This is a genomic window from Pseudoxanthomonas sp. GM95, assembly GCF_900109775.1.
In the GTDB taxonomy this organism is placed as follows: domain Bacteria; phylum Pseudomonadota; class Gammaproteobacteria; order Xanthomonadales; family Xanthomonadaceae; genus Pseudoxanthomonas_A.
The window spans coordinates 1,695,440-1,717,804 of record NZ_FOAX01000001.1 but is presented as its reverse complement, the minus strand read 5'-3'; the positions used below and the strand labels follow the sequence as shown (position 1 = coordinate 1,717,804).

General features: G+C 66.7%; 10 protein-coding genes. All 10 read left to right on the top strand.

Features of this window, described 5'->3' with window-relative positions; all coding sequences use genetic code 11:
- Nucleotides 1-130 precede the first annotated feature (130 nt).
- The 10 genes from BMZ17_RS07855 to BMZ17_RS07810 all read left to right on the top strand — a co-directional run bounded on the left by BMZ17_RS07855 (nt 131) and on the right by BMZ17_RS07810 (nt 22,361).
- Nucleotides 131-1,729 carry an aldehyde dehydrogenase family protein gene (locus BMZ17_RS07855; RefSeq protein ID WP_093137880.1) on the top strand — a complete coding sequence of 533 codons (1,599 nt, stop codon included), beginning with the start codon at nt 131-133 and terminating at the stop codon, nt 1,727-1,729.
- Nucleotides 1,726-2,928, top strand: a complete 1,203-nt coding sequence (locus tag BMZ17_RS07850; RefSeq protein ID WP_093137878.1) for a M24 family metallopeptidase — start codon at nt 1,726-1,728, stop codon at nt 2,926-2,928. Before BMZ17_RS07855 ends, BMZ17_RS07850 begins: the two co-directional genes overlap by 4 nt.
- Before the next feature lie 94 nt (nt 2,929-3,022).
- On the top strand, nt 3,023-4,864 hold the full coding sequence (locus BMZ17_RS07845) for a DUF885 domain-containing protein (RefSeq protein ID WP_093137875.1): 1,842 nt from the start codon (nt 3,023-3,025) through the stop codon (nt 4,862-4,864).
- A gap of 32 nt (nt 4,865-4,896) precedes the next feature.
- Nucleotides 4,897-6,666: a DUF885 domain-containing protein gene (locus BMZ17_RS07840; RefSeq protein ID WP_254775248.1), complete on the top strand. Its 1,770-nt coding sequence runs from the start codon at nt 4,897-4,899 to the stop codon at nt 6,664-6,666.
- An 83-nt stretch (nt 6,667-6,749) separates the two neighbouring features.
- On the top strand, nt 6,750-8,321 hold the full coding sequence (locus BMZ17_RS07835) for an APC family permease (RefSeq protein ID WP_093137871.1): 1,572 nt from the start codon (nt 6,750-6,752) through the stop codon (nt 8,319-8,321).
- 44 nt (nt 8,322-8,365) lie between these two features.
- Nucleotides 8,366-10,666, top strand: coding sequence for a DPP IV N-terminal domain-containing protein (locus BMZ17_RS07830; protein ID WP_093137869.1), 2,301 nt, complete (start codon nt 8,366-8,368; stop codon nt 10,664-10,666).
- Nucleotides 10,663-12,282, top strand: a complete 1,620-nt coding sequence (locus BMZ17_RS07825) for a DUF5597 domain-containing protein (RefSeq protein WP_093137867.1) — start codon at nt 10,663-10,665, stop codon at nt 12,280-12,282. Before BMZ17_RS07830 ends, BMZ17_RS07825 begins: the two co-directional genes overlap by 4 nt.
- A 139-nt stretch (nt 12,283-12,421) precedes the next feature.
- A complete protein-coding gene (locus BMZ17_RS07820; RefSeq protein WP_093137865.1) occupies nt 12,422-14,779 on the top strand; it encodes a glucosidase family protein in 2,358 nt (785 codons plus the stop codon).
- Between the two features lie 337 nt (nt 14,780-15,116).
- A complete protein-coding gene (locus tag BMZ17_RS07815) occupies nt 15,117-17,885 on the top strand; it encodes a TonB-dependent receptor (RefSeq protein WP_093137862.1) in 2,769 nt (922 codons plus the stop codon).
- A gap of 234 nt (nt 17,886-18,119) precedes the next feature.
- Nucleotides 18,120-22,361: a galactose-binding domain-containing protein gene (locus BMZ17_RS07810; RefSeq protein ID WP_093138109.1), complete on the top strand. Its 4,242-nt coding sequence runs from the start codon at nt 18,120-18,122 to the stop codon at nt 22,359-22,361.
- Nucleotides 22,362-22,365: the final 4 nt, after the last annotated feature.

Here is a 22,365-nt window from a genome sequence, read left to right as displayed (position 1 = left end):
CTGCCGGGGATGTGCCTCGGCAGGCGCGCGGCGATGGAACGGGCGGCGCCAGGTGCGAAGAGATGCACGTGGCGTCGCCGGCTCTGCTTGCAGTGGAGGCAGGCGACCCCCCTGAATCATGAGAGATTCGATGAACGACGCGATCCAACCCGTCCTGCTCGCCGGCCAGTGGCAGTCCAGCCTGGGCACCACCGGCCAGTTCCGTGCAGCCGATCCGACCACGGGTTTGGCCATCGGCCCGGTGTTTCCGGTCAGCGGTGCAGCCGATGTGGAGGCGGCACTCGCCGCCGCCAGCGCCGTGGCCGCCGAACTGGCTGCTACGCCCGCCGAACGGATCGCGGAATTTCTCGAAGCCTATGCCGATGCGCTCGATGCCGATGCCGACACGCTGGTCGCGCTGGCCGCGGCCGAGACTGCACTGGCGGCGCCAACGCGTTTGCGTGGCAACGAACTGCCACGCGCCAGTGGCCAGCTGCGCCAGGCGGCGCAGGCGGTGCGCAGTTACAGCTGGACCAACCCGACCATCGACACGGCCGCAGGCCTGCGTGCGCACCTGGCGCCGCTGGGCAAGCCGGTGCTGGTGTTCGGCCCCAATAATTTCCCGTTCGCCTTCAATGCGATCGCGGGCAGCGATTTCGCCTCGGCGATCGCCGCGCGCAACCCTGTGATCGCCAAGGCGCATCCGCTGCACCCGGCCACCAGCCAGCGCATGGCGCAGCTGGCGCATACGGCGCTGCTGCAGGCGGGCTTGCCAGCCGCGTCGGTGCAGCTGCTGTATCAGTTCGACAACGCCATCGGGCTCAAGCTCGCCGGTGACGCGCGCCTGGGGGCTATTGGTTTCACCGGCAGCCGTGGTGGTGGGCTGGCGCTGAAGGCCGCAGCCGATGCCGCGGGCATCCCGTTCTATGCCGAGCTGTCCAGCGTCAATCCCGTGTTCCTGCTGCCCGGTGCGCTGGCCGAACGCGGCGATACGCTTGCGCAGGAATTCTTTGCCTCGTGCACCCTGGGCAGTGGGCAGTTCTGCACCAATCCCGGCGTGGTCGTCGTGCCGCGTTCGGCGGCCGGCGATGCGTTCGTGGCGTCGGCAACGGCGCACTTCGCCAACGCTTCGCCGATGGTGCTGTTCTCGCAGCGCGGCGTGGATCACGTCGCTGCAGGTGTGGCCACGCTGTGCCGTGCAGGCGCCGAGGTGCTGGCGGTTGGCGTGATTGGGCAGGGCGAAGGCTCCCGCTATGCGCCGACATTGCTGAGCGTGGATGCGGCCGAGTTCATCGCCCAGCCGCAGGCCTTGCAGACCGAGGCCTTCGGTCCGGTCAGCCTGCTGGTGCGGGTCGAGGATGCCGACGAGATGGTGTTCGTGGCCAAGGCCTTCGAGGGCAATCTCACCGGCACGCTGTACCGCGCCTCCGATGGCAGTGACGATGCGGCCTGGCAGGCGATCGCGCCGGTGCTGCGCGCGCGCGTGGGCCGCCTGATCAACTCCAAGATGCCGACCGGCGTGGCGGTCAGCGCCGCGCAGAACCACGGCGGGCCGTTCCCCAGCACCGGGCATCCGGGCTTCACCGCGGTGGGCATGCCGGCCTCGATCCATCGGTTCGCCGCGTTGCACAGCTACGACGCGGTGCCCGACGCGCTGCTGCCCGTCGAGCTGCGCGATGCCAATCCCGGCGGCGTGCAGCGCATCGTCGACGGTCTCTGGACCACCGCCTACATCGGAAGCGCCGCATGAGCCCGCAGATCGGTCACCTCACCCTGGAACAGGCGCAGGCGCAGCTGGTGCCGTGGGCCCAGCGCGCCCCGGCCATCACCGCCGCCGAATACCAGCAGCGTATCGATCACGCGCGCGCGCTGATGCGCGAGCAGGGCGTCGATGCGCTGCTGGTCAACGCCGGAACCTCGCTGCGTTACTTTGCCGGCGTGCCGTGGGGCGCCAGCGAGCGCCTGGTCGCGCTGCTGATCACCGCCCGCGATGCGCCGGTGCTGGTGTGCCCGGCGTTCGAGGAAGGCTCGCTCGACGCGGTGTTGAAGATTCCTGCCGACAAGCGCCTGTGGGAAGAGCACCAAGATCCCTACGCCCTGGTCGCCACGCTGATGGCAGAGCGCGGCGCACGCACATTGGCACTGGATCCGGGCGCGGCTTTCTTCATCCACACCGGGTTGCGCGCGCACCTGGACGTGTCGGCGATCAGCGATGCCGCTGCGATCATCGACGGCTGCCGCATGTGCAAGTCGCCGGCGGAGCTGGCGCTGATGCAACAGGCCTGCGACATGACCCTACTGGTCCACCGGCTGGCCGCGGGCATCGCGCGCGAAGGCATCGGCACCGACGAACTGGTGCGCTTCATCGACCATGCCCATCGCGCGCTGGGCGCCGACAACGGCTCGACCTTCTGCATCGTGCAGTTCGGCCATGCCACGTCCTTTCCGCACGGCATCCCGGGCGTGCAGCACCTGCGCGAAGGCGAACTGGTATTGATCGACACCGGCTGCACCGTGCAGGGCTATCACTCCGACGTGACCCGCACCTGGATCTTCGGTACGCCAAGCGCCGAGCAGCAGCGGATCTGGGACCTGGAACACGCCGCGCAGGCCGCCGCCTTCGCCGCCGTGCGCCCGGGCGTCACCTGCGCCTCGATCGACGATGCCGCACGCGCGGTGCTGGACGCGGCGGGCCTGGGCCCGGATTACCGCCTGCCCGGCCTGCCGCATCGCACCGGCCACGGCTGCGGCCTGGCCATCCACGAGGCGCCGTACCTGGTGCGCGGCAACCACACCGTGCTGAAGCCGGGCATGTGCTGCAGCAACGAGCCGATGATCGTGGTGCCGGGCGCGTTCGGCGTTCGGCTTGAAGACCATTTCTACGTGACCGACGACGGCGCGCGCTGGTTTACGCCGCCGTCGCCGGCGATCGACCGGCCGTTCGCATGAGCGCTTGCCGGATGCATGGCAGCGGCGGCATCACCGCACGCACCTGTGTCCGGCAGGCTTGGACGTTTGTGACCTTTGCCATCGGAGTGCGCGCATGACCCTGTTCCGCCCCCTCGCCATCAGTGTGCTGGCCGCCGCGCTGTTCACCGCCTGCCAGCCTGCCTCGCCGCCGGCGGCGGTCGAAACCCCCAAGACGGTCGTGGACAGCGCACGGGTGGCCAAGGCCTTCGATGCGCTGCTGGACCAGCAATGGCAATACCAGCTGGCGCACAGCCCGGAGTTCGCCAGCATCATCGGCGACCGGCGCTACAACGATCGCTGGACTGATTACTCGCTGGCCGCGGTGCAGGCCGATCGTACGGCCACGGCCGCGCTGCTCAAGCAGTTCGAAGCCATCGACGGCAAGGCGCTCGATGAGCAGCGCCAGCTGAGCTTGCAGATGATGCTGCGCCAGTTGCGCGACAAGCTCACCGGCATCGACCTGAAAAATTACGAGATGCCACTGGAACCGGTGGGTGGCATTCAACTCGCGCTGGCCGGGCAGGGCGATGCGTTCCCGTTTGAAAACGCCAAGGATTACCAGGACTACATCAAGCGCCTGCACGCGATCCCGGCGCTGCTGGACCAGATCATCGAAGTCTCGCGCCAGGGTGCCAAGGACCAGCTGGTCCAGCCGCGCTACCTGCTGGACCGCCTGCCGGCGCAGATCACCAAGATCGCCGCGGCGGCTGGTGCCGACAGCGCGTTCGCCTCGCCTTTAAAGAAGCTCGACAAGGCCGTGCCCGATCCGGCCCAGCGCGAGGCCATCCGCAAGCAGCTCGTCGCCGCTGTCGACGAAGCGGTACGCCCGGCCTACGTAAAATTGGCCTCGTTCGTGAAGGACGAATACGCCGCGCGGGGCCGCCAGCACGAAGGCCTGTGGTCGCTGCCCGATGGCGACAAGCGCTATTTGTTCGCCATCCACACCCAGACCACCACCGATAAGTCGCCCGAAGAGATCCACCAGATCGGCCTGCAGGAAGTGGCGCGCATCGAAGGCGAGATGACCGCGATCGCCAAGGCGCAGGGCTATCCGGACCTGGCCAGCTTCCGCAAGGCGGTGGCAACGGACAAGACCCATTTCGCCAAGTCCAGTGAACAGATCCTGGACCTGTATCGCGGCTACATCGCCGGGATGGAACCGGAACTGCCCAAGTTGTTCGGCCACCTGCCCAAGACGCCGCTGGAAGTGCAGGGCATGCCGGCGTTCCGACGCGAGGCGCCCGGCGCCGAGTACTGGCAGAGCAATCCGGAAGGCACCAAGCCGGCCATCGTGATGGTCAACGCCAACGACGCGACCGACCGCACCCTGGTCAACATCGAGACCACCGCCTATCACGAGGGCGTGCCGGGCCATCACCTGCAGATCTCGCTGGCCCAGACCTTGCCGCTGCCGCCGTTCCGCCAGCAGGCCGGCTACAACGCCTTCATCGAAGGCTGGGCGCTGTACGCCGAGCGCCTGGCCGGCGAAGTGGGCTTCTACAAGGATCCCTATAGCGCCTACGGCCACCTGGCCGGCGAGCTGCTCCGCGCCAATCGTTTGGTGCTCGACACAGGCGTGCACTACAAGCACTGGACGCGCCAGCAGATGGTGGATTTCTTCCACGCCCATCCGTCCGATGATGAGCCCAGCATCCAAGCCGAGACCGATCGCTACATCGTGTGGCCGGGCCAGGCGCTGGGCTACAAACTCGGCCAGCTCGACATCCTGGCGCTGCGCGCCAAGGCCGAAGCGGCACTGGGAGACAAGTTCGACATCCGCGCCTTCCACGACGAAGTGCTGGGCGGCGGCGCCATGCCGCTGGACCTGCTCGACGCGCGGATCGACGCCTGGATCGCCCAGGTCCAGTCCGGCGCTGCCGCGTCCGCCGCCACGCCTGCCAAGGACACCCCATGATGCTGCGTTCCCATTTGTCTTTTGCACTGCTGATGGCCCTTGGCGTCGGCAGCCTCGCCGGTGCGATTCCCTTTGCGCAAGCAGCCGATGCCGACGCGGCCGCCGTGCAGGGCGATGCGACCGCGCGCTTCAAGGCGCTCTACACCCGCGAGTGGACCTGGCGCCAGGCGCAGACCGCCGGCGCCGACGACGAGAACGGCGACAGCCGCGCCGCAGACCATCTGCCCAAGGTCGATGTCGCCACCCAGGCCATGCGCACGGCGTACTGGCAGCAGGTGATGCGCGAACTCGATGCAATCCCGCCGGCGCAGCTTTCGGCGCAAGACCAGGTCAACTATCAGGTCTATCGGCAGCAGATCGAGGTGTTCCTCGATCAGCAGCATTTCCGCGCGTGGGAAATGCCGTTCAACAGCGATACCGCGTTCTGGACCAACCTGGGCTTCACCGCGCGCAGTACGCTGCACAGCGCCGACGACTATCGGCGCTACCTCAAACTGCTGGCCGATATCCCGCGCTACTTCGACGAGCAGACGGTCAACATGCGTGCTGGCCTGGCGCGCGGTTTCAGCCAGCCGCGGGTGACGCTCACCGGACGCGACCAGTCGATCGCCGACGTGGTCGATGCCAAGGGCGAGGCCAACCTGTTCTACACGCCGTTCAAGCAGATGCCGGCTTCGATCCCCGCCGCGCAGCAGGCGCAACTGCGACAGCAGGCGCTGGCGGCGATTTCCGCCAGCGTGATCCCGGCCTACGGCAAGCTGTTGACCTTCATGCGTCAGGACTACATGCCGCATGCGCGCACCACGCTGGCTGGTGAAGCGCTGCCCGACGGCAAGGCGTATTACCGCGCGCAGATCCGCGAGTTCGTCACCGAGGACATGGCGCCCGAACAGATCCACCAGATCGGCCTGGACGAAGTCGCGCGCCTGCGCAAGGAAATGCAGCAGGTGATGGATGAGGTGGCTTTCAAGGGCAGCTTCGCAGAGTTCCTGACCTTCCTGCGCACCGATCCGCAGTTCTACGCCAAGACGCCACAGGAACTGCTCGATCACGCCGCCTGGATCGCCAAGTCGATGGACGGCAACCTGGGTAAGTACTTCGGCCGCGTGCCGCGCCAGCGCTTCACCATCAAGCCGGTGCCCGATGACCTGGCGCCGTTCTACACCGGCGGCCGTGGCGGCATGGATACCTACTGGCTCAACACCTACAACCTGCCGTCGCGGCCGTTGTACGTGCTGCCAGCGCTGACCCTGCATGAATCCTCGCCGGGCCATTCGCTGCAGATGTCGCTGGCGGCCGAGGACACCGGCCTGCCGGACTACCGCCGCTACAACTACATCTCCGCCTATGGCGAAGGCTGGGCGCTGTACTGCGAATACCTGGGACAGGAGATGGGCATGTACACCACGCCCTACGAGCGCTTCGGTTACCTGACCTACCAGATGTGGCGCGCCGCGCGCCTGGTGATCGACACCGGCGTCCATCACGAAGGCTGGAGCCGCGAGCAGGCGCTGGCCTACCTGCGCGACAACGCTGCACTGAGCGAGCACGAGATCACCACCGAGGTCGATCGCTACATCGCCTGGCCGGGCCAGGCGCTGTCCTACTACCTGGGCCAGCTGGAGATCCTGAAGCTGCGCAAGAAGGCCGAGGCCGCGCTGGGCGAGAAGTTCGACATCCGCGCCTTCCACGACGCGGTGCTGTCGCTGGGCTCGGTGCCGCTGCCGGTGCTGGACGCGCGCATCGATCGCTTCATCGCGGAAGGCGGCACCTCGCCCTGGGCCGACGCGCCCACGCACTGAGGCATCGCCTCCCACCTTCGCTTGCACGTTGCGGCGCTCGGTCCGCAACGGCTTCGGCACCCAACGCACCACCGGGGGATCCCATGGCAGTAGCAGGAAAATTCCATAAACGCCTCAGCCTGACCGACCTGACCTTCATCGGCCTGGGCTCGATCTTCGGTTCGGGCTGGCTGTTCGCGGCCAGCCACGTGTCCTCGATCGCAGGGCCAGCCGGCATCCTGTCCTGGATCATCGGCGGCATTGCGGTGTTCCTGCTTGGCCTGGTGTATTGCGAGCTGGGCGCGGCGCTGCCGCGCGCCGGCGGCGTGGTGCGCTATCCGGAGTATTCGCACGGCGCGCTGCTGGGGTGGCTGACGGGCTTCATCACGCTGATCGCGTTTTCCAGCCTGATCGCGATCGAGGTGGAAGCCTGCAGGCAGTACGCGGCGGCGTGGTTCCCGTCGCTGAGCCAGCCAGGCAGCACCCATCCCAGCCTGGCCGGCTGGCTGCTGCAGTTCGCGCTGCTGGTGCTGTTCTTCCTGTTGAACTACTTTAGCGTCAAGACCTTCGCGTTGGCCAACAACGTCATCAGCGTGTTCAAGTTCCTGGTGCCGCTGCTGGTGATCGTGCTGCTGCTTTCGCACTTCAACGGCGACAACTTGCACAGCCACGGGTTCGCGCCGGCCGGCGCGGCGGGCGTGGAAGCGGCGATCTCCGCCGGTGGCATCATCTTCGCCTACCTGGGCCTGACTCCGATCGTGTCGGTGGCCAGCGAGGTGCGCGACCCGCAACGCACGATCCCGATCGCGTTGATCCTGTCGGTGGCGCTTTCCACGGTGATCTACGTGCTGCTGCAGCTGTCTTTCCTCGGCGCGGTGCCGGGCGACGTGCTGGCCGGCGGCTGGGCCGGCATGGACAAGGTGTTCTCGCTGCCGTACCGCGATATCGCCCTGGCGCTAGGCATGGGTTGGCTGGCCACGCTGGTGGTGGCCGACGCGGTGGTCTCGCCCAGCGGCACCGGCAACATTTACATGAACGCCACGCCGCGCGTGGTGTACGGCTGGGCGCGCAGCAGCAACTTCCTGCCGGTGCTGACGCGGGTGGATGCCAAGTCGGGCATCCCGCGTCCCGCGCTGTGGTTGAGCTTTGGCCTGTCGGTGTTCTGGACGCTGCCGTTCCCGTCGTGGGACACGCTGATCGGCGTGGTGTCGGCCGCGCTGGTGCTGAGCTATGCGATCGCCCCGGTGACGGTGGCCGCGCTGCGGCGCAGCGCGCCTGACCTGCAGCGCCCGTTCCGGGTCAAGGGCATGGCGGTGCTGGGGCCGCTGTCGTTCATGGTCGCCGCGCTGATCGTCTACTGGTCCACCTGGTCGACAGTGTCCTGGCTGCTGGGCCTGCAGGTGCTGATCTACGTCGGCTACGTGCTGTCGCAGCTGCCGTCCACGCCGCGCCGCGCGCGCGTGCTGCAACAGGTGCGCAGTTCGGCCTGGCTGATCGTGTTCTTCGTGCTGGTGATGGGCGTGTCCTACCTGGGGACCTTCGGCGGCATCGGCGCAATCGCCCATCCTTGGGACACGGTCTGCGTGGCGGTGATCGCCTGTGGCATCTACCACTGGGGTGCGCGCAGCGGCCTGCGTAGCCACGAACTGGCGCTGGAAGAAGACGACGGCGAGTAAGCCGCACCGCGTGACACCCGAGGCCCCCGCATGAAGACCCGCGCATGAAGAAGTTCGCCGCCTTGCTGCTGCTCGCCGTCGCCGGCAGCGTCCAGGCCACGCCGACGCCTGCCGATTACGCGCGTTCGCTCGGCCTGCGCGAATCTTGGCGCGGGCTGACGCGCGATGTCGCCTTCCCGGCGCAATGGCGCGATGACGGCCGCTTCTACTACCGCAAGACGGTCGAAGGGGGATTTGCTTTCGTCGTGCGCACACCGGGCCGCGATGCGGTCGAGCCGGCGTTCGATGCGGCGAGGTTGGCCGAGGCACTGTCCCGGGCCAGCCACCAGGCGGTCGCCCCGCTGGCGCTGCCGTTCTCGCATTTCGACTACGAGGCCGAAGGCGCGCAGGCGCATAGCGCCATCCGCTTTTACATGGACAGCGACTACGCAACGTGGCGCTGCACGCTGGTCGACTACGTGTGTGCGCCTATGCAGAGCTCCGGACGGCCACGCGGCTTTGGCGTGGTGCGCGATCTGCGCGTCGCGGCGGACAACACGCCACATCGATCGCCCGACGGGCAGTGGGACGCCTATGCAGACGGCTTCAATGTCGTGCTGCGGAAGGTGGCGGACGGCCAGGTGATCACTTTGACCTCCGATGGCCGCGCCGACGCCTTCTACGACCCGGAAACCATCGCCTGGTCGCCCGATGCGCGCCATGTGGCGCTGTACCGGGTGACGCCCGGCTTCCCGCGCCTGGTGACGCGGGTCGAGTCTTCGCCGCCAGACCAGCTGCAGCCGCGCGTGCGAACCCAGCTCTATCCCAAGCCCGGCGATGCGGTGGATATCGAGCGTCCGGTGTTGTTCGACGTGAGCGGCCGCCGCATCGCGATCGACGATGCGCTGATGACCAACCCCTATTCGATGTCGCCGATCCAGTGGCGCGCCGATAGCGCCAGTTTCAGCGTGCAGTACGTGCAGCGAGGGTTCCAGCGGATGCGCGTGGTGGCCGTCGATGCGGCCAGCGGCCGGGCGCATGCGGCGGTGGATGAAACGGCCAAGACCTTCATCTACGCCGATCGCAGCTTCGCCCATGATGTCGACGGCCTAGGCAAGGAGATTCTCTGGATCTCCGAACGCGACGGCTGGCGCCATCTGTACCTGGTTGATGGCATCACCGGCAAGATCAAGCAGCAGCTTACTCGTGGCGATTGGGTGGTGCGCGAGGTCCTGCGCGTGGACGATGTCCAGCGCAGGATCTGGTTCAGCGCGAGCGGCACCGAAGCTGGCAAGGACCCGTACGATCGCCAGCTTTTCAGCGTGGATTTCGACGGGCGCCATCTGACCCGGCTGAGCAAGTCAGATGCTGATCACGACATCGCGATCTCCGGCGATGGCCGCTATTACGTGGACCTGTATTCGCGTCCGGACCTGGCGCCGGTCATGGAACTGCACACCATCGACGGCGCGCTTGTGCAGGTGGCAGAACGAGGCGACCTCTCGCGCCTGGTCGCCGCCGGCTGGAAGGCGCCGGAAACCTTCGTCGCCAACGGCCGCGACGGCAAGACCGATATCTGGGGCATGGTCGTGCGTCCACGCGACTACGATCCGCACAAGCGCTATCGCGTGATCGAGAACATCTACGCCGGTCCGCACGATGCCTTCGTGCCCAAGACCTTTTGGCCGTTCGGCTATCACTCTGGCGGTGACAAGCAGATCGGCATGCAGGCGCTGGCCGATCTGGGCTTCATCGTCGTGCAGATCGATGGCATGGGCACGGCCAATCGTTCCAAGGCCTTCCAGGATGTGGCTTGGAAGAAACTGGGCGACTCTGGCTTTCCTGATCGCATCGCCTGGCACAAGGCGATGGCCGCGCGCGATCCTTCCTACGACATCAGCCGCGGCGTGGGCATCTACGGCGCTTCGGCCGGTGGCCAGAGCACGCTGGGCGCGCTGGAGCGCCATCCCGAGTTCTATACCGTCGGCGTGGCGATGGCTGGTTGCTACGACAACCGCATGGACAAGATCAGCTGGAACGAGCAGTGGATGGGCTGGCCGGTGGATGACAGCTACGCGCGCGCTTCCGGCGTGGTCAACGCGGGCAAGCTGCGCGGCGACCTGCTGCTGGTGGTCGGCGAGCAGGACAGCAATGTCGATCCCGCCTCGACCGGGCAGTTGGTGGACGCGCTGATCAAGGCGGGCAAGGAGTTCGACCTGCTCGCCGTACCCAGTGGCGAACACACCGTCGGTCGCTCCACCGGTCCGATCGATTACGTCACCCGTCGCCAGTACGACTTTTTCGTCCGTCACCTGCAGGGCGGCGCCACGCCGCGCTGGAATGCCTTGGAGGCCATCGCGCCATGACTGCAGCATGTTCCAACCCCCGTCGCCGTGCCAGCCGCTTGCATCAACGCCTGGCGCTGGCCGGCCTGCTATTGGCGGGCGTGTGCGCCGCCGCCACGGCCGAGCAGCTGCCGCGCTTCGTCAGCGAAAAGGGCCGCCATGCGCTGCTGGTCGATGGCGCGCCGTACACGGTACTGGCTGCGCAGCTGCACAACTCCAGCGCCTGGCCGTCGGTGCTGCCGGGTTCGCTGGATCAGGTGGTGGCCTTGCACGCCAACACCGTCGAGGCGCCGGTGTACTGGGAGCAGTTCGAGCCCGCACTTGGGCGCTACGACACGGCTAACGTCGATGCGCTAATTGCCCAAGCTCGCCAGCGCGGGCTGCGAGTGGCGCTGCTGTGGTTCGGCAGCTGGAAGAATGGGCAGATGCACTACGTGCCCGAATGGATCAAGCGCGACGCCGCGACCTATCCGCGCGCGCTGGATGAAAAGGGCCAGCCGGTCGATGTGCTCTCGCCCTATGCCAGCGCCAATGTCGAGGCGGACACACGCGCCTTCACCGCGCTGATGGCGCACCTGCGCAAGGTCGACGGTGATCGCCACACCGTGATCCTGGTCCAGGTGGAAAACGAGCCGGGCACGGTCGGTGCGGTCCGCGACCACGGCGCCGCCGCCAATGCCGCCTTCGCCCAGCCGGTGCCGGCGGCGATCACGGCCAAGCTGGGCAAGCCGGCCGGGAGCTGGCAGCAGGTGTTCGGGCCCGAGGCCGACGAGGCCTTCAATGCCTATGGCACCGCCCATTACATTGAGCAGGTCGCCGCCGCCGGCAAGCAGGCGTATCCGCTGCCGATGTACGTCAATACCTGGCTGCGCTACAAGGGCAAGAAATTCCCGGGGCTGGATTACCCCTCCGGGGGCGCAACGGTGAATGTGTTCGACCTGTGGCGCGCGGCGACGCCGTCGATCGACTTCATCGGCACCGACATCTACACCAGCGACTACAACGAATACACCAAGGTCATCAGCCAGTACGCGCGTCCGGACAACCCCGCCTGGGTGTCGGAAACCGGCTTCGAACCGGCGACGGTGCCGTATCTGTTCCATGTGCTCGGCCAGGGCGGCATCGGTTTCTCGGTGTTCGGCATGGATGGTGCGGACTCGCCGCAGAAGCAGACCGCCACCGCCGCCCACGCGGCCAACTTTGGCCAGCTGGCGCCGATGCAGCGGATCCTGGCCAAGGCCGCGTTCGAAGGCCGTCTGCAGGCGGTGGCCGAGCAGCCCGGCCAGCCGCAGCGGACGCTGCGTTTCGGCGACTGGGAAGTACGCGTGTCCTACGGTGCGCCGTATTGGGGCGATGCCGATCCGATCCTGTCGGGCAACGCCGACCATGATGGTCGCCTGCTGGTGGTGCAGACCGCAGCGGATCAGTTCCTACTGACCGGCTTCGCCGCACGCGCCGAATTTGCGCGTGTCGCCAACGACGATTTACATGGCCAGTTGCTGCGGGTGGAGCTGGGGCATTACGTGGACGGGCAGTGGCAGTTCGAACGCCTGCTCAACGGCGACCAGACCGACTACGGGCTCAATTTCGTCCGCACCGATCCGCCGGTGCTGCGGGTCACGGTCGGCACGTACTGAGCTGCAACTGCGGACCGGAGCGCTGTCGCCGGCAGACCCGACTTGTGCGAAAAGCCGCACCGGCGACAGGCGTGCAGGACAAGACGCCGCGCGCCCCGCGCCGCACGATGCAGCTTGATCATCGAACCGCGTGGGCACCATGGATCGCAGAGACTTCCTTCGCCAGGGCATGGCCGCAACGGCAGCCGCCGGCCTGCTTCCCGCTGTCGGCAGCCTGGCTGCCGACAAGACCGGCGCCGCAGGGGACGCCAGTCCGCTGCCGGTCCTGCAGCCCGTCAGCAACGTCGATCTGGCCGGGCTTACCCAGCTCAGCGCCTTTGCCCATCGCGGCCAGGTTTGGACCGTGCACGAAGACCTGCGCACGCCACAGGGCGCGCTGGTGCTGGCCTGCGCGGCCGGCGTGCTGGATCTGGGCAAGCGCACCGAGGACGTGTGGGGCAGCACCGCCACGCCGTACTTCGGCATGCCGTTGGCCAAGTTGGCGATGGCCGAAGCCGACCTGCTGGCCGATCAGCTGCTGCGCGATGGCGATCCGCGTGAGGATGAAGTGCGCGATGTCGCGCCGCCGCCGGCCTCGCGCCTGGATCCGAAGGACTACAACGGCCGCCTGCCCTGGACGACGTTCGTCGGCACCGTGCAGGGCAACGACACGATGCAGATCTATCCCGATGGGCGCAGCCGCACCTATCGCGCGATCCAGTTCTTCCCCGAGTTGGTCGATGCCGACAAGGTCGCCCACCGCGCCGAAGGCGTGCTGGGCGGCTGGATGCCGGCCGTGCACAAGGTGATCCCGGCCGGCGAGGGCCGCTGGTACGACCTGCTGGTGTTCGCAGACGTCAATGCGCAGGACAAGTTCATCGTGCAGACCTGGCACCGCGCGGTGCTGGTCGAGCAGGGCAGGGCGGTGCGCACCGTCTACGGCTACAGCTATCCCGATTATCCGCCACGCCGCGGCGGCGCCACGGCAGAGGATTTCTATCGCGGCATGATCGACTTCGCCGGTGTCTGGCAGGCGCAGCTGGCGCAGGCCAGCGCGATGCAGTTGCCCGATGCGGGCTGGCCAGATCTGGCGCGCTTCGCCTTCGCGCGCGAGCTGGTGGTGCGCCCCGGTGGCGTGTATCCGAAGTACGGGGCGGTGGATCGCGATTATGTCGGCAACGAGTACGACGGCTTCCAGGACACCTTCACCAGTTCGCTGTACGCCAACCTGGAGTGGGGTCGCTTCGACCAGGCCCGCGCCGTGCTGGACAACTATCTGTCCGAGTACACCCAGCCCGATGGCCTGATCAACATGCGTGGGCCGGAGACGGGCCAGTTTGGCCTGACGCTCTCGCTGCTGGCGCGCTACCTGCGCTACACCGGAGATATCGCGCTGTTGCGCAAGCACCAGGGCAAGATCGAAGCGACGGCGCAGCTGCTGGCCGAACTGCACGATGCCAGCCTGAAGCTGCCGCGCAGCGATCGCGGTTACGGCCTGATCCACGGCTGGAGCGAATCCGACGCCTGCCTGTATCCGGATCCGTCGCTCTGGTGGAAGCCGTACTTCGGCAACAGCGCCTTGGCGATCCGCGGTTGGGAAGACATCGCCGCGGTGTGGCCGACGATTGCGGGCACGCCAGGACTTTCCGGCCAATGGCGCCAACGCGCGCAGCAGCTGCACAAGCGACTGCTGGAAAGCCTGCGTGCCGATATTCGCCGCGATCTCACGCCCGCGTATGTCGGCCCGCTGCCGGGCACGACCGAGACCTTCCGCCAGGCCATGTCGCAGGAGGATCCCAGCAAGAGCGAGCAGCTGTGGTCGCATCGTGCCTATGCGGAACTGTTGCAGGCCGACGTGCTGCCCGACGACCTGGCGCACCTGGTCATCGATTGCCTGCGCGGCCACGGCGGTACGACCTTGGGCATCGTCTCCAACATCTGGAAGCCCACGCCGGAGGGGCGCGACATCCTCGGCTTCATTTCCTACGGGCATGCCCAGCAGCTGCTGCGGCTGGACCGGATCGAGGAATACCTGCTGTTCCTCTATGCGCATCGCTACCAGGCGCACACGCGCGGTAGCTGGACCGCAGGCGAGGTGGCTGGCATCACCGGCGGCATGCCGCTGTTCTGCATGCCGGCGCAGATGACCGTGCCGCTGCTGCTGCGCTGGATGCTGGTGTTCGACCAGGAGGAGGAATTGTTCCTGGCGCGTGCATTGCCACGCGATTGGCTCGCCAGCGGCAAGCCGATCACGATCATCGGTGCGCCCACGCCGTGGGGCAAGGTCAGCGTGTCGCTTCAGGCGAAGCCCGAGCAAGGCGCGATCCAGGCGCAGGTGACGCTGCCCGCTTTGAAACCCAAGACCACCTGGTTGACCCTGCGCGCGCCCGCCGGAAAGACCTTGCGCGAAGTCACCATCGATGGCGCGCCGGCGACACTGAGCGGCCCGCATCGCGACCGCGTTGCGCTGCCGTTGATCGCTGGTAGCAAGGTCAATATCGCGGCGCGTTACGGATGAAGTGACTGGGCCGTCAGAAAAGTGCGGATTTCCGCACGTGGCCCAGCCAATTGCGTCAAGACGATCTGTCTTTTGTTGCTGGATGATGGCACTGGACCGATCAGCGATCTTCTCGCGCGCAGCGTGATGGATCGCGGTTGAAAAGGGACGCGGTGTCGCCGATGGCGGCACCACGATCGTCGTCGGGGAGGCGACGGTCGGTACTAAGACACCTGGGCCCTGCGGCCACCGGTGTTTCGCCTTGCTTGTTGTTTGGATTCCGCTGCCACCGCGGAACGGGCGGTCTTGGCCCGGATTTCCCTACTTTCCCGCTGTATTTCAGTCCGAGGATCCTTCGATGCTGTCGAACCCCCATGCCCGTCCGCGCCACACGCGCAGCGCCCTGGCCATCGCCATGGCGATGGCACTCTCCGCCACCACCATTGCGCCTGCACTTGCCCAACAGGCCGACGCCACCGCGGAGGATGCCTCCAAGGATGAGAAGGCGCAGACGCTCGACACCGTCAGCGTCACCGGTAGCCACATCCGCCGCGTGGACATGGAAACGGCCAGCCCGGTGATCACCATCGATCGCCAGCGCATTGAGGACAGCGGCAAATCCACGCTGGGTGACCTGTTGCAGGACATGCCGGTGATGGCCGGATATCAGGCCAATACGTCGATCAACAGCGGCTTCAGTCATGGCCGTGCATTGGTCTCGCTGCGCGGCCTAGGGCCTGAGCGAACGCTGGTGCTGCTTGATGGCCACCGCATGACCGGCCCAGCGAGCAGCGTGGCTTCGGCACCGGGCGTGGACGTCAACTCGATCCCCGCCTCGATGGTGGACCACATCGAAGTGCTGACCTCCGGTGCGTCGGCCATCTACGGTTCCGATGCGATCGGCGGCGTGGTCAACATCATTCTCAAGAAGGGTTACGACGGCTTCGCGCTGGAAGCCGATGGTGGAATCAGCGGTCACGGCGATGGCGCCCGTCGCAACTTTGGCGTGGAGTGGGGCAAGACCTGGGACCGCGGCAGCCTGATGCTGGGCCTGAGCCACAACTCGCAGAACGCGCTCTATAACAGCGATCGCGACTTCGCGCAGAAGCAGCTCAACTACGTCAACGGCGTGATCGGTAGCTACACCGGAAGCAACGGGCGCGCGGTGCTCAGCGATGGCTCGGTGGTCGCCGCCAACAGCAACGCCGGCACCGGCCAGCTTAGCGCCAGCGATTACCACACCTTCGGCAGCGCGGCGGGCGATCGCTATAACTACTACGGCACCCAGTACATGGCCACGCCGGTAGAGCGCACAAACTTCACCGCCCGCGGCACCTTCGATGTGACAGACAGCATCGAGGCCTATGCTGATGTGCTGTGGACCCACAGCAAGACGATCTCCCACCTGCAGCCGTACGGCATCAGCGCCAGTTCGGTCGGCGCCGATATCGCCGACAATCCCTACAACCCGTTCGGTGCCGACCTGAGCGAGTACTACCTGCGTACCGATCTGTTTACGCGCAAGTATGTTTCCTCGATGGCGCAGACCAACATCGACGCCGGCCTGCGCGGTGGCTTCGGCGATTCCAGCTGGAAGTGGGATGCCAACTTCGGCTATGCCAAGTATGTCGACAAGCTGGTGCGCTACGGCTTTGCAGTGACCTCGGAACTGACCGATGTCTTCAACACGGCCAACGTGTTCAACGTCAACGATCCCTCCACCATCGCCGCACTCAACGCCAGCCTGCTACCGGTGGATCTGAAGGACGAGAGCACCAGCAAGAGCTTCAACCTGGCGCTCAACGGCACATTGTTCACCCTGCCGGCCGGTGACGTGCAGGCCGCGGTCGGCCTGGAATACCGCAAGAACGGCTTCCAGCAGGGCACGCAGGCCTCGGTGGCCATGGCCGACGAATACGGCGCGTGCGACTACATGGACGGCTGCATCCTGGCCCAGGGCCATGAAGAGACGCTCAAGGAGGTCTACGCCGAGCTGCTGGTGCCGATCCTGACCGATGTGCCGTTCGCGCATTCGCTGACGCTGGACATCGGCAGCCGCTATTCGCGCTACAGCGCCTTCGGAGGCACCACCAACAGTTCGCTGGCGCTGGAATGGCGGCCGGTCGAAGACCTGCTGATCCGCGGCACCGCCGCGCAGGTGTTCCGCGCCCCCGCCTTGGGCGACCTGTACGGCTCGCCGTACCAGGGCATCTACGACGCCGGCACGTTCTACGATCCGTGCGAGGGCTACACCGGCGGCGCAGGCGCGGGTGGCTGCACGAACGTGCCGACCGATGGCAGCTTCGTCAATACGGGGTCGGCCACGGTGATCGTCACCGGTGATGCCAACGCCGGCTTCGACCTGAAGCCCGAGACCGGCCATTCCTACGACGTGGGCCTGGTCTACGACCCTGAATGGCTGCCGGGCTTCTCGGTCAACCTCGATGCCTGGCGCGTCGAGTTGAGCGACATGATCTCCGGCGTTGACTACACCTACGTGCTGGACCAGTGCTACCAGGGCAACGCGCAGTACTGCGCGCTGGTGCAGCGCAGTTCCACCGGCGCGCTGGTCAGCGTGACCGTGCCGTATGCGATCAACTACGACAAGGTCGAGATCCGAGGCTACGACTTCGGCACCAAGTACCAGTTCGAAGCCGGGCGCTGGGGAAAATTCCAGCTCGGGCTGGATGCGACCATCATGGACAAGTACCTGGTCGACGGCGATTCGCATAACTACGTCGGCGAGACCTCCGGCACCGGTGGCAACCTGCCGCGCCTGAAGGCCAACCTGACTGCCGGCTGGGACTACCACGACTGGCATGCCGCCTGGACGATGCGCTACATCGGCTCCAGCACGGTTGGCAGCGCCTATGAAAACTACTGCTACAACACCGATGCCGCCGGCAACTGCGTGTACTTCAAGGTCAATCCGGTGGTCTACCACAACCTCTCGCTGAGCCGGAAGTTCGAGAAGCTGCACCTCAACGCCTCGCTGGGCGTGGACAACGTGGCCGACAAGCTGCCGCCAATCTATTACGGTTACTACTCCAATGCGTCCAACACCGACGCATCGACCTACGACACGCTGGGTCGTTACGTGTGGGGCAAGCTGCGCTGGGAGTTCTGATCGTTCGATGTGGGGCGCCGCCCTGGCGACGGGGCGGCGCTGTTTTGTTTTTGAAGGCTGCAGTGCGTGCACGCAAAGCGCGTGAATCCGCTGCGTGATCTATCTGCCTTCGTCATGGTTTGAAGAGGTTGCATGAACACCAAGGGTGACGTTCTCCCGTCGCGGCGCCGTGGCCTGGCCTGGTCGCTGCGCGCGCTATTGCTCACGTTGGCGCTGGGCTTGGAGCCCTGTTCGATGGCGCAGACGTCCACGTCGACAGCGCAGGTCGTGCAGCACCGCAGCATTGCCATCGGCGACCCGGTGTTCAAGGGCGATGCCCATCCGGTGCCGGACACCGGCGTCCCGTTCGCGCCGGGCGGCTATCTGCCAGCGGTGTTCGCGGCGGACCAGGCACAGGGTGCGGGCACGGCGCCTGGTCATGACTTCTGGATCGACCGGATGCTGGCCCGCAATGGCAACGGCGGTGGGTTCGACGACACCAACAACTGGCTGTTCACCCGTGGGCGAGCCGCTTACCTCTACACGCACAAGCCCGAAGTACCGGGCTTCGTTGGCGAGGTGGCGTACTGGCACAAGACCGGTCACGACGCGTTGTTCCGAATCAAGGCCGCGGAGGCGGGCAAGCCGCTGACGTTGGTCGAAGACACGTCCAGGCGCCGGCAGACGCCGAGCTACTTCAGCACCGCGTTCGCCGATGCCGCGGCCGGCGTGCGCATGCAGCTGGTCAAGTTCATCACCCAGGATGACGTGGCCGTGGCCGAGGTCAGCCTGGCCGCGACCGACGGCAAACCGCATGCGTTGACCCTTACCGCGGTCTCGCCGATGGCGTCGCATCCGGAAGGCGGAATGCTCACCGGCGCGTTCCAGGCGCGCAACGACATCACCACCGTGTTTCCGAAGTTGTCTGGCGATGGCTTCAGGGTCGATGGCGCGTCGCTGACACGGCGCGTCGAGGTGCCGGCCTCGGGAACGACCGCGACGTACAAGCTCCAGCTGGGCCTGATCACGCGCGAGTTGCCGTCTTCGCTCGCGGCTTTCCAGCGGATTGCCGCGCAGTCGCCGCAGCAGGCTTATCTCGGGCATGTCACCGCCTACAACCGCTGGTGGGCCGACAACATCCCTTACCTGGACACGCCCGAGGACAACATTGACAAAACGTTGTTCTATCGCTGGTGGCTGCTGCGGTTCAACTTCCTCGATGCCGACGTGCCGGGCAACGACTATCAGTTCCCGGTCGCCATCGAAGGCGTGCTCGGCTACAACAACGCGATCGTGCTGACCACGTGCATGTTCCTGGACGACCTGAAGTACCTGCGCGATCCGACCTACGCCTACGGGTCATGGATCGGCGCGGGCGAGGTTGCCGCCAGTGGCAAGTACGCCGACAACCCCGGTTCGCCGGAGAACTGGTCCAACTCCTACGCGCAGTACCTGACCGATGCGGCCTGGCGCTCCTATGAGTTGCACGGTGGTCCGGCCGCGGTGGCCGGCAAGCTCGCGCGCTACGGGCGCGATGACGTGCTCGGATTACTCAAGGCCTACGACAGTAACGGCAATGGCCTGATCGAGTACGACTGGGCGGCGATGACCGGTAACGACGCCGACGCGGTGTCCTTCGACTGGGCCAAGCAGCACGGCCAGGTGCGCATGGATCGCACCGAGAGTGCGTACGTGTATGCCAACGCGCTGGCATCGGCCCACGCCGCGCGCGTCGCCGGTGACCTCGCCACCGCCAAGCAGATGGAGGCCGAAGCGGCGAAGATCCGCAGCGCGGTGCTGTCGGTGCTGTGGCAGGACCACAGCGACACGCCGGATACGATGGGTCTGCACGGCGACCTGCTCAAGCACCGCCAAGTCGGCGGGCCGGGCGCCCTGGTGGACTGGAAGGAGACCAACAACTACTACCCGTTCACCGTCGGCCTGATGCCCAAGGCGGGTGAGGCCGATTACGATCCCAAATACGTGCGCGCGTTGCGGCTGTTCGCCGATGCAGACCAGTATCCGATCTTCCCGTTCCACACCGCCAACCAGGCCGACCGTGCGGCGCGCGGCGAGGGCGGCAGCAACAACTTCTCGGTGATCAATTCGACGGTCACCTTCCGCATGCTGGGCTCGGTGCTGCGCGACTATCCCAGTCCGTACCTGGACGCTGGCTGGTACCGCAAGTTGCTGTACTGGAATGCCTGGGCGCACGACATCGATGGCGACAACCGCTACCCGGACCAGAACGAATTCTGGGCCAAGGGCAGCGCGGATGACGGTGGCCACATCGGTTACCGCTCCTGGATCCACCACACCCAGCTGGGCGCGACCAACTTCACCGTGATCGAAGATGCGATGGGTCTGCGCCCGCGCAGCGACGCGAAGATCGAGCTGTATCCGATCGACATTGGCTGGGACCATTTCGCCGCGGACAACATCCGTTATCGCGATCGCAACCTATCCATCGTCTGGGACAAGGACGGCCGTCATTACGGTGGGCGGATGCCTAAGGGCTACTCGGTATTCCTGGACGGCAAGCGCGTGCTGACCCTTGATCGCCTGACGCATGTGGTCTACGACCCGGCGAGTGGTCAGGTCGAACTGCCGGCAGATGCGGTCAATGCCGATGCCGCCGGTGCGCAGGTGCTGGCCTCTCAGCGTACAACGGTCCTGCTCCCGGAGCAGGTAGTGTTCGACCAAGGTGCGCGCATCGACGACGTGCTGCAGAAGGCCGGTGTCGATCCAACCTTGCCGGTGAGCACGCCGGACCTGGCGCTTGGCGCGCGCGTGACATCGAGCTTCGCAGCGCCCGGCTTCGCCGCGGCCGGCGCGGTGGATGGCAGCACCGTCAACGAGCCGTTCTGGGGCACGGCGGGATCGCCGTCGGACCGCGACTGGATCGACCTGGACCTGGGCAAGCCGCAGCGGTTCGACGACGTGCGCCTGTACTTCTATCGCAGCTCCTCGCCCGCGGGCGAACAGCACGGGCTTCCCTCGGGTACGCGCGCCGGTTACGCACCGCCGTGGATGTACCAGGTGCAGGTCTTTGTCGACGGCTTGTGGAAGCCCGTGCCTGGCCAAGTGCGCGATGCGGCGATCGCGCAGGGCAATCGCAACCGCGTGCGCTTCCCGGCGATCACCGCGCAGCGCTTGCGCGTGCAGGTGGTCCACGCCGGCGCGTTGCGCACTGGGCTGAAAGAAGTGCAGGTCTACGCCACCGGTACCGCGCCAGCGGCGGCGCCCGCCAACCAGGCGCCGCAGGTCGTGGTCTGGCAACAGGATCGCGGGCAGGGCACTGCGATCCAGTTACGTGGCCAGGTCGGTGACGACGCGCTACCGCACGCGCAGTTGGCGGTGCACTGGCAGCAGGTCCAGGGGCCGGCGCAGGGTGAGGCGCTGTTCGGGACGCCCGATGCGACCTCGACGCTCGTGCGTTTCACGGCGCCCGGTCGCTACATACTGCGCCTGGTGGCCGATGACGGCGCGCTGCAAGGAAAGGCCGAGGTGCGCGTGGACGCCGTTGCGCAGGCGGTGGGGCAGGGCGTGCAGGTGCAGGGCGAGGCCACCGCCACGGCCCAGCAGACCGCCAGCCATCACCGCGTGCAGGCGCTCAACGATGGCTTCATTGCCGATGCGGCCTCACCGCCAGCGGCCGATCGTCGCTGGGGCAGCTGGGGACGCGCGCAGCCGGCCTCGGTCTGGCTGCAGTACCAGTGGCCGCAGCCGCAGCGGATTTCGGCCAGCACGATGTACTTCTGGGACGACCAGCCCGATGGCGGCGTCATGCAGCCGGTCAGCTGGAAGCTGCAATTCCTGCAGGACCAGCATTGGGTCGACCTGCCGGTGACCGGCGGTTATCCGTTAGCAGGTCGTGACAAGCCCAGCCGCGTGCACTTTGCGCCGGTCACCACCACGGCGCTGCGCGCAGTGATCGAGACGGCGACGCAGGGCAGCGGTCGTGCGGCGCTGGGCGTGGACGAATGGCAGGTGTTCGCTGATCGTCCCGAGCGGCTGGAGACGCTGGACGTGCGCACCGGCGCTGGCCAGGTACCGACGTTGCCCGATCGCATCACCGGCACCTATGCCGATGGCAGCCAGGGCCTGCTCGCCGTGCGCTGGCCGCAAATCGGGGCGGGTCGACTCGGCAGCGATGGCCACGTCGAGATTCACGGCCTGGCCGATGGCGGGCTGCCGGTCACCGCGCAGCTCTGGGTGCGGGCCAGCGAGCCTGGGCAGGTCAATACCGTCGATCCTCTACCGCCTCTGCGCGCCGTCGCCGGCAGCCCAGTCGCGCTGCCGGCCTTCGCCACCGTGCAGTACAACGATGGCTCGCGCGAACGTCGCTCGGTGCATTGGCCGCAGGCTTCAGTACAGGCACCTGCGGCCGGCAGCGAGCGCATGCTGGAAGGCGTCGTGCAAGGGCGCGGACAGACCGGGCAGCTGCCGGTGAATGTCACGGTGCGCGGCGTCGAGCCGGCGGCATCCGCGCTATGACCAG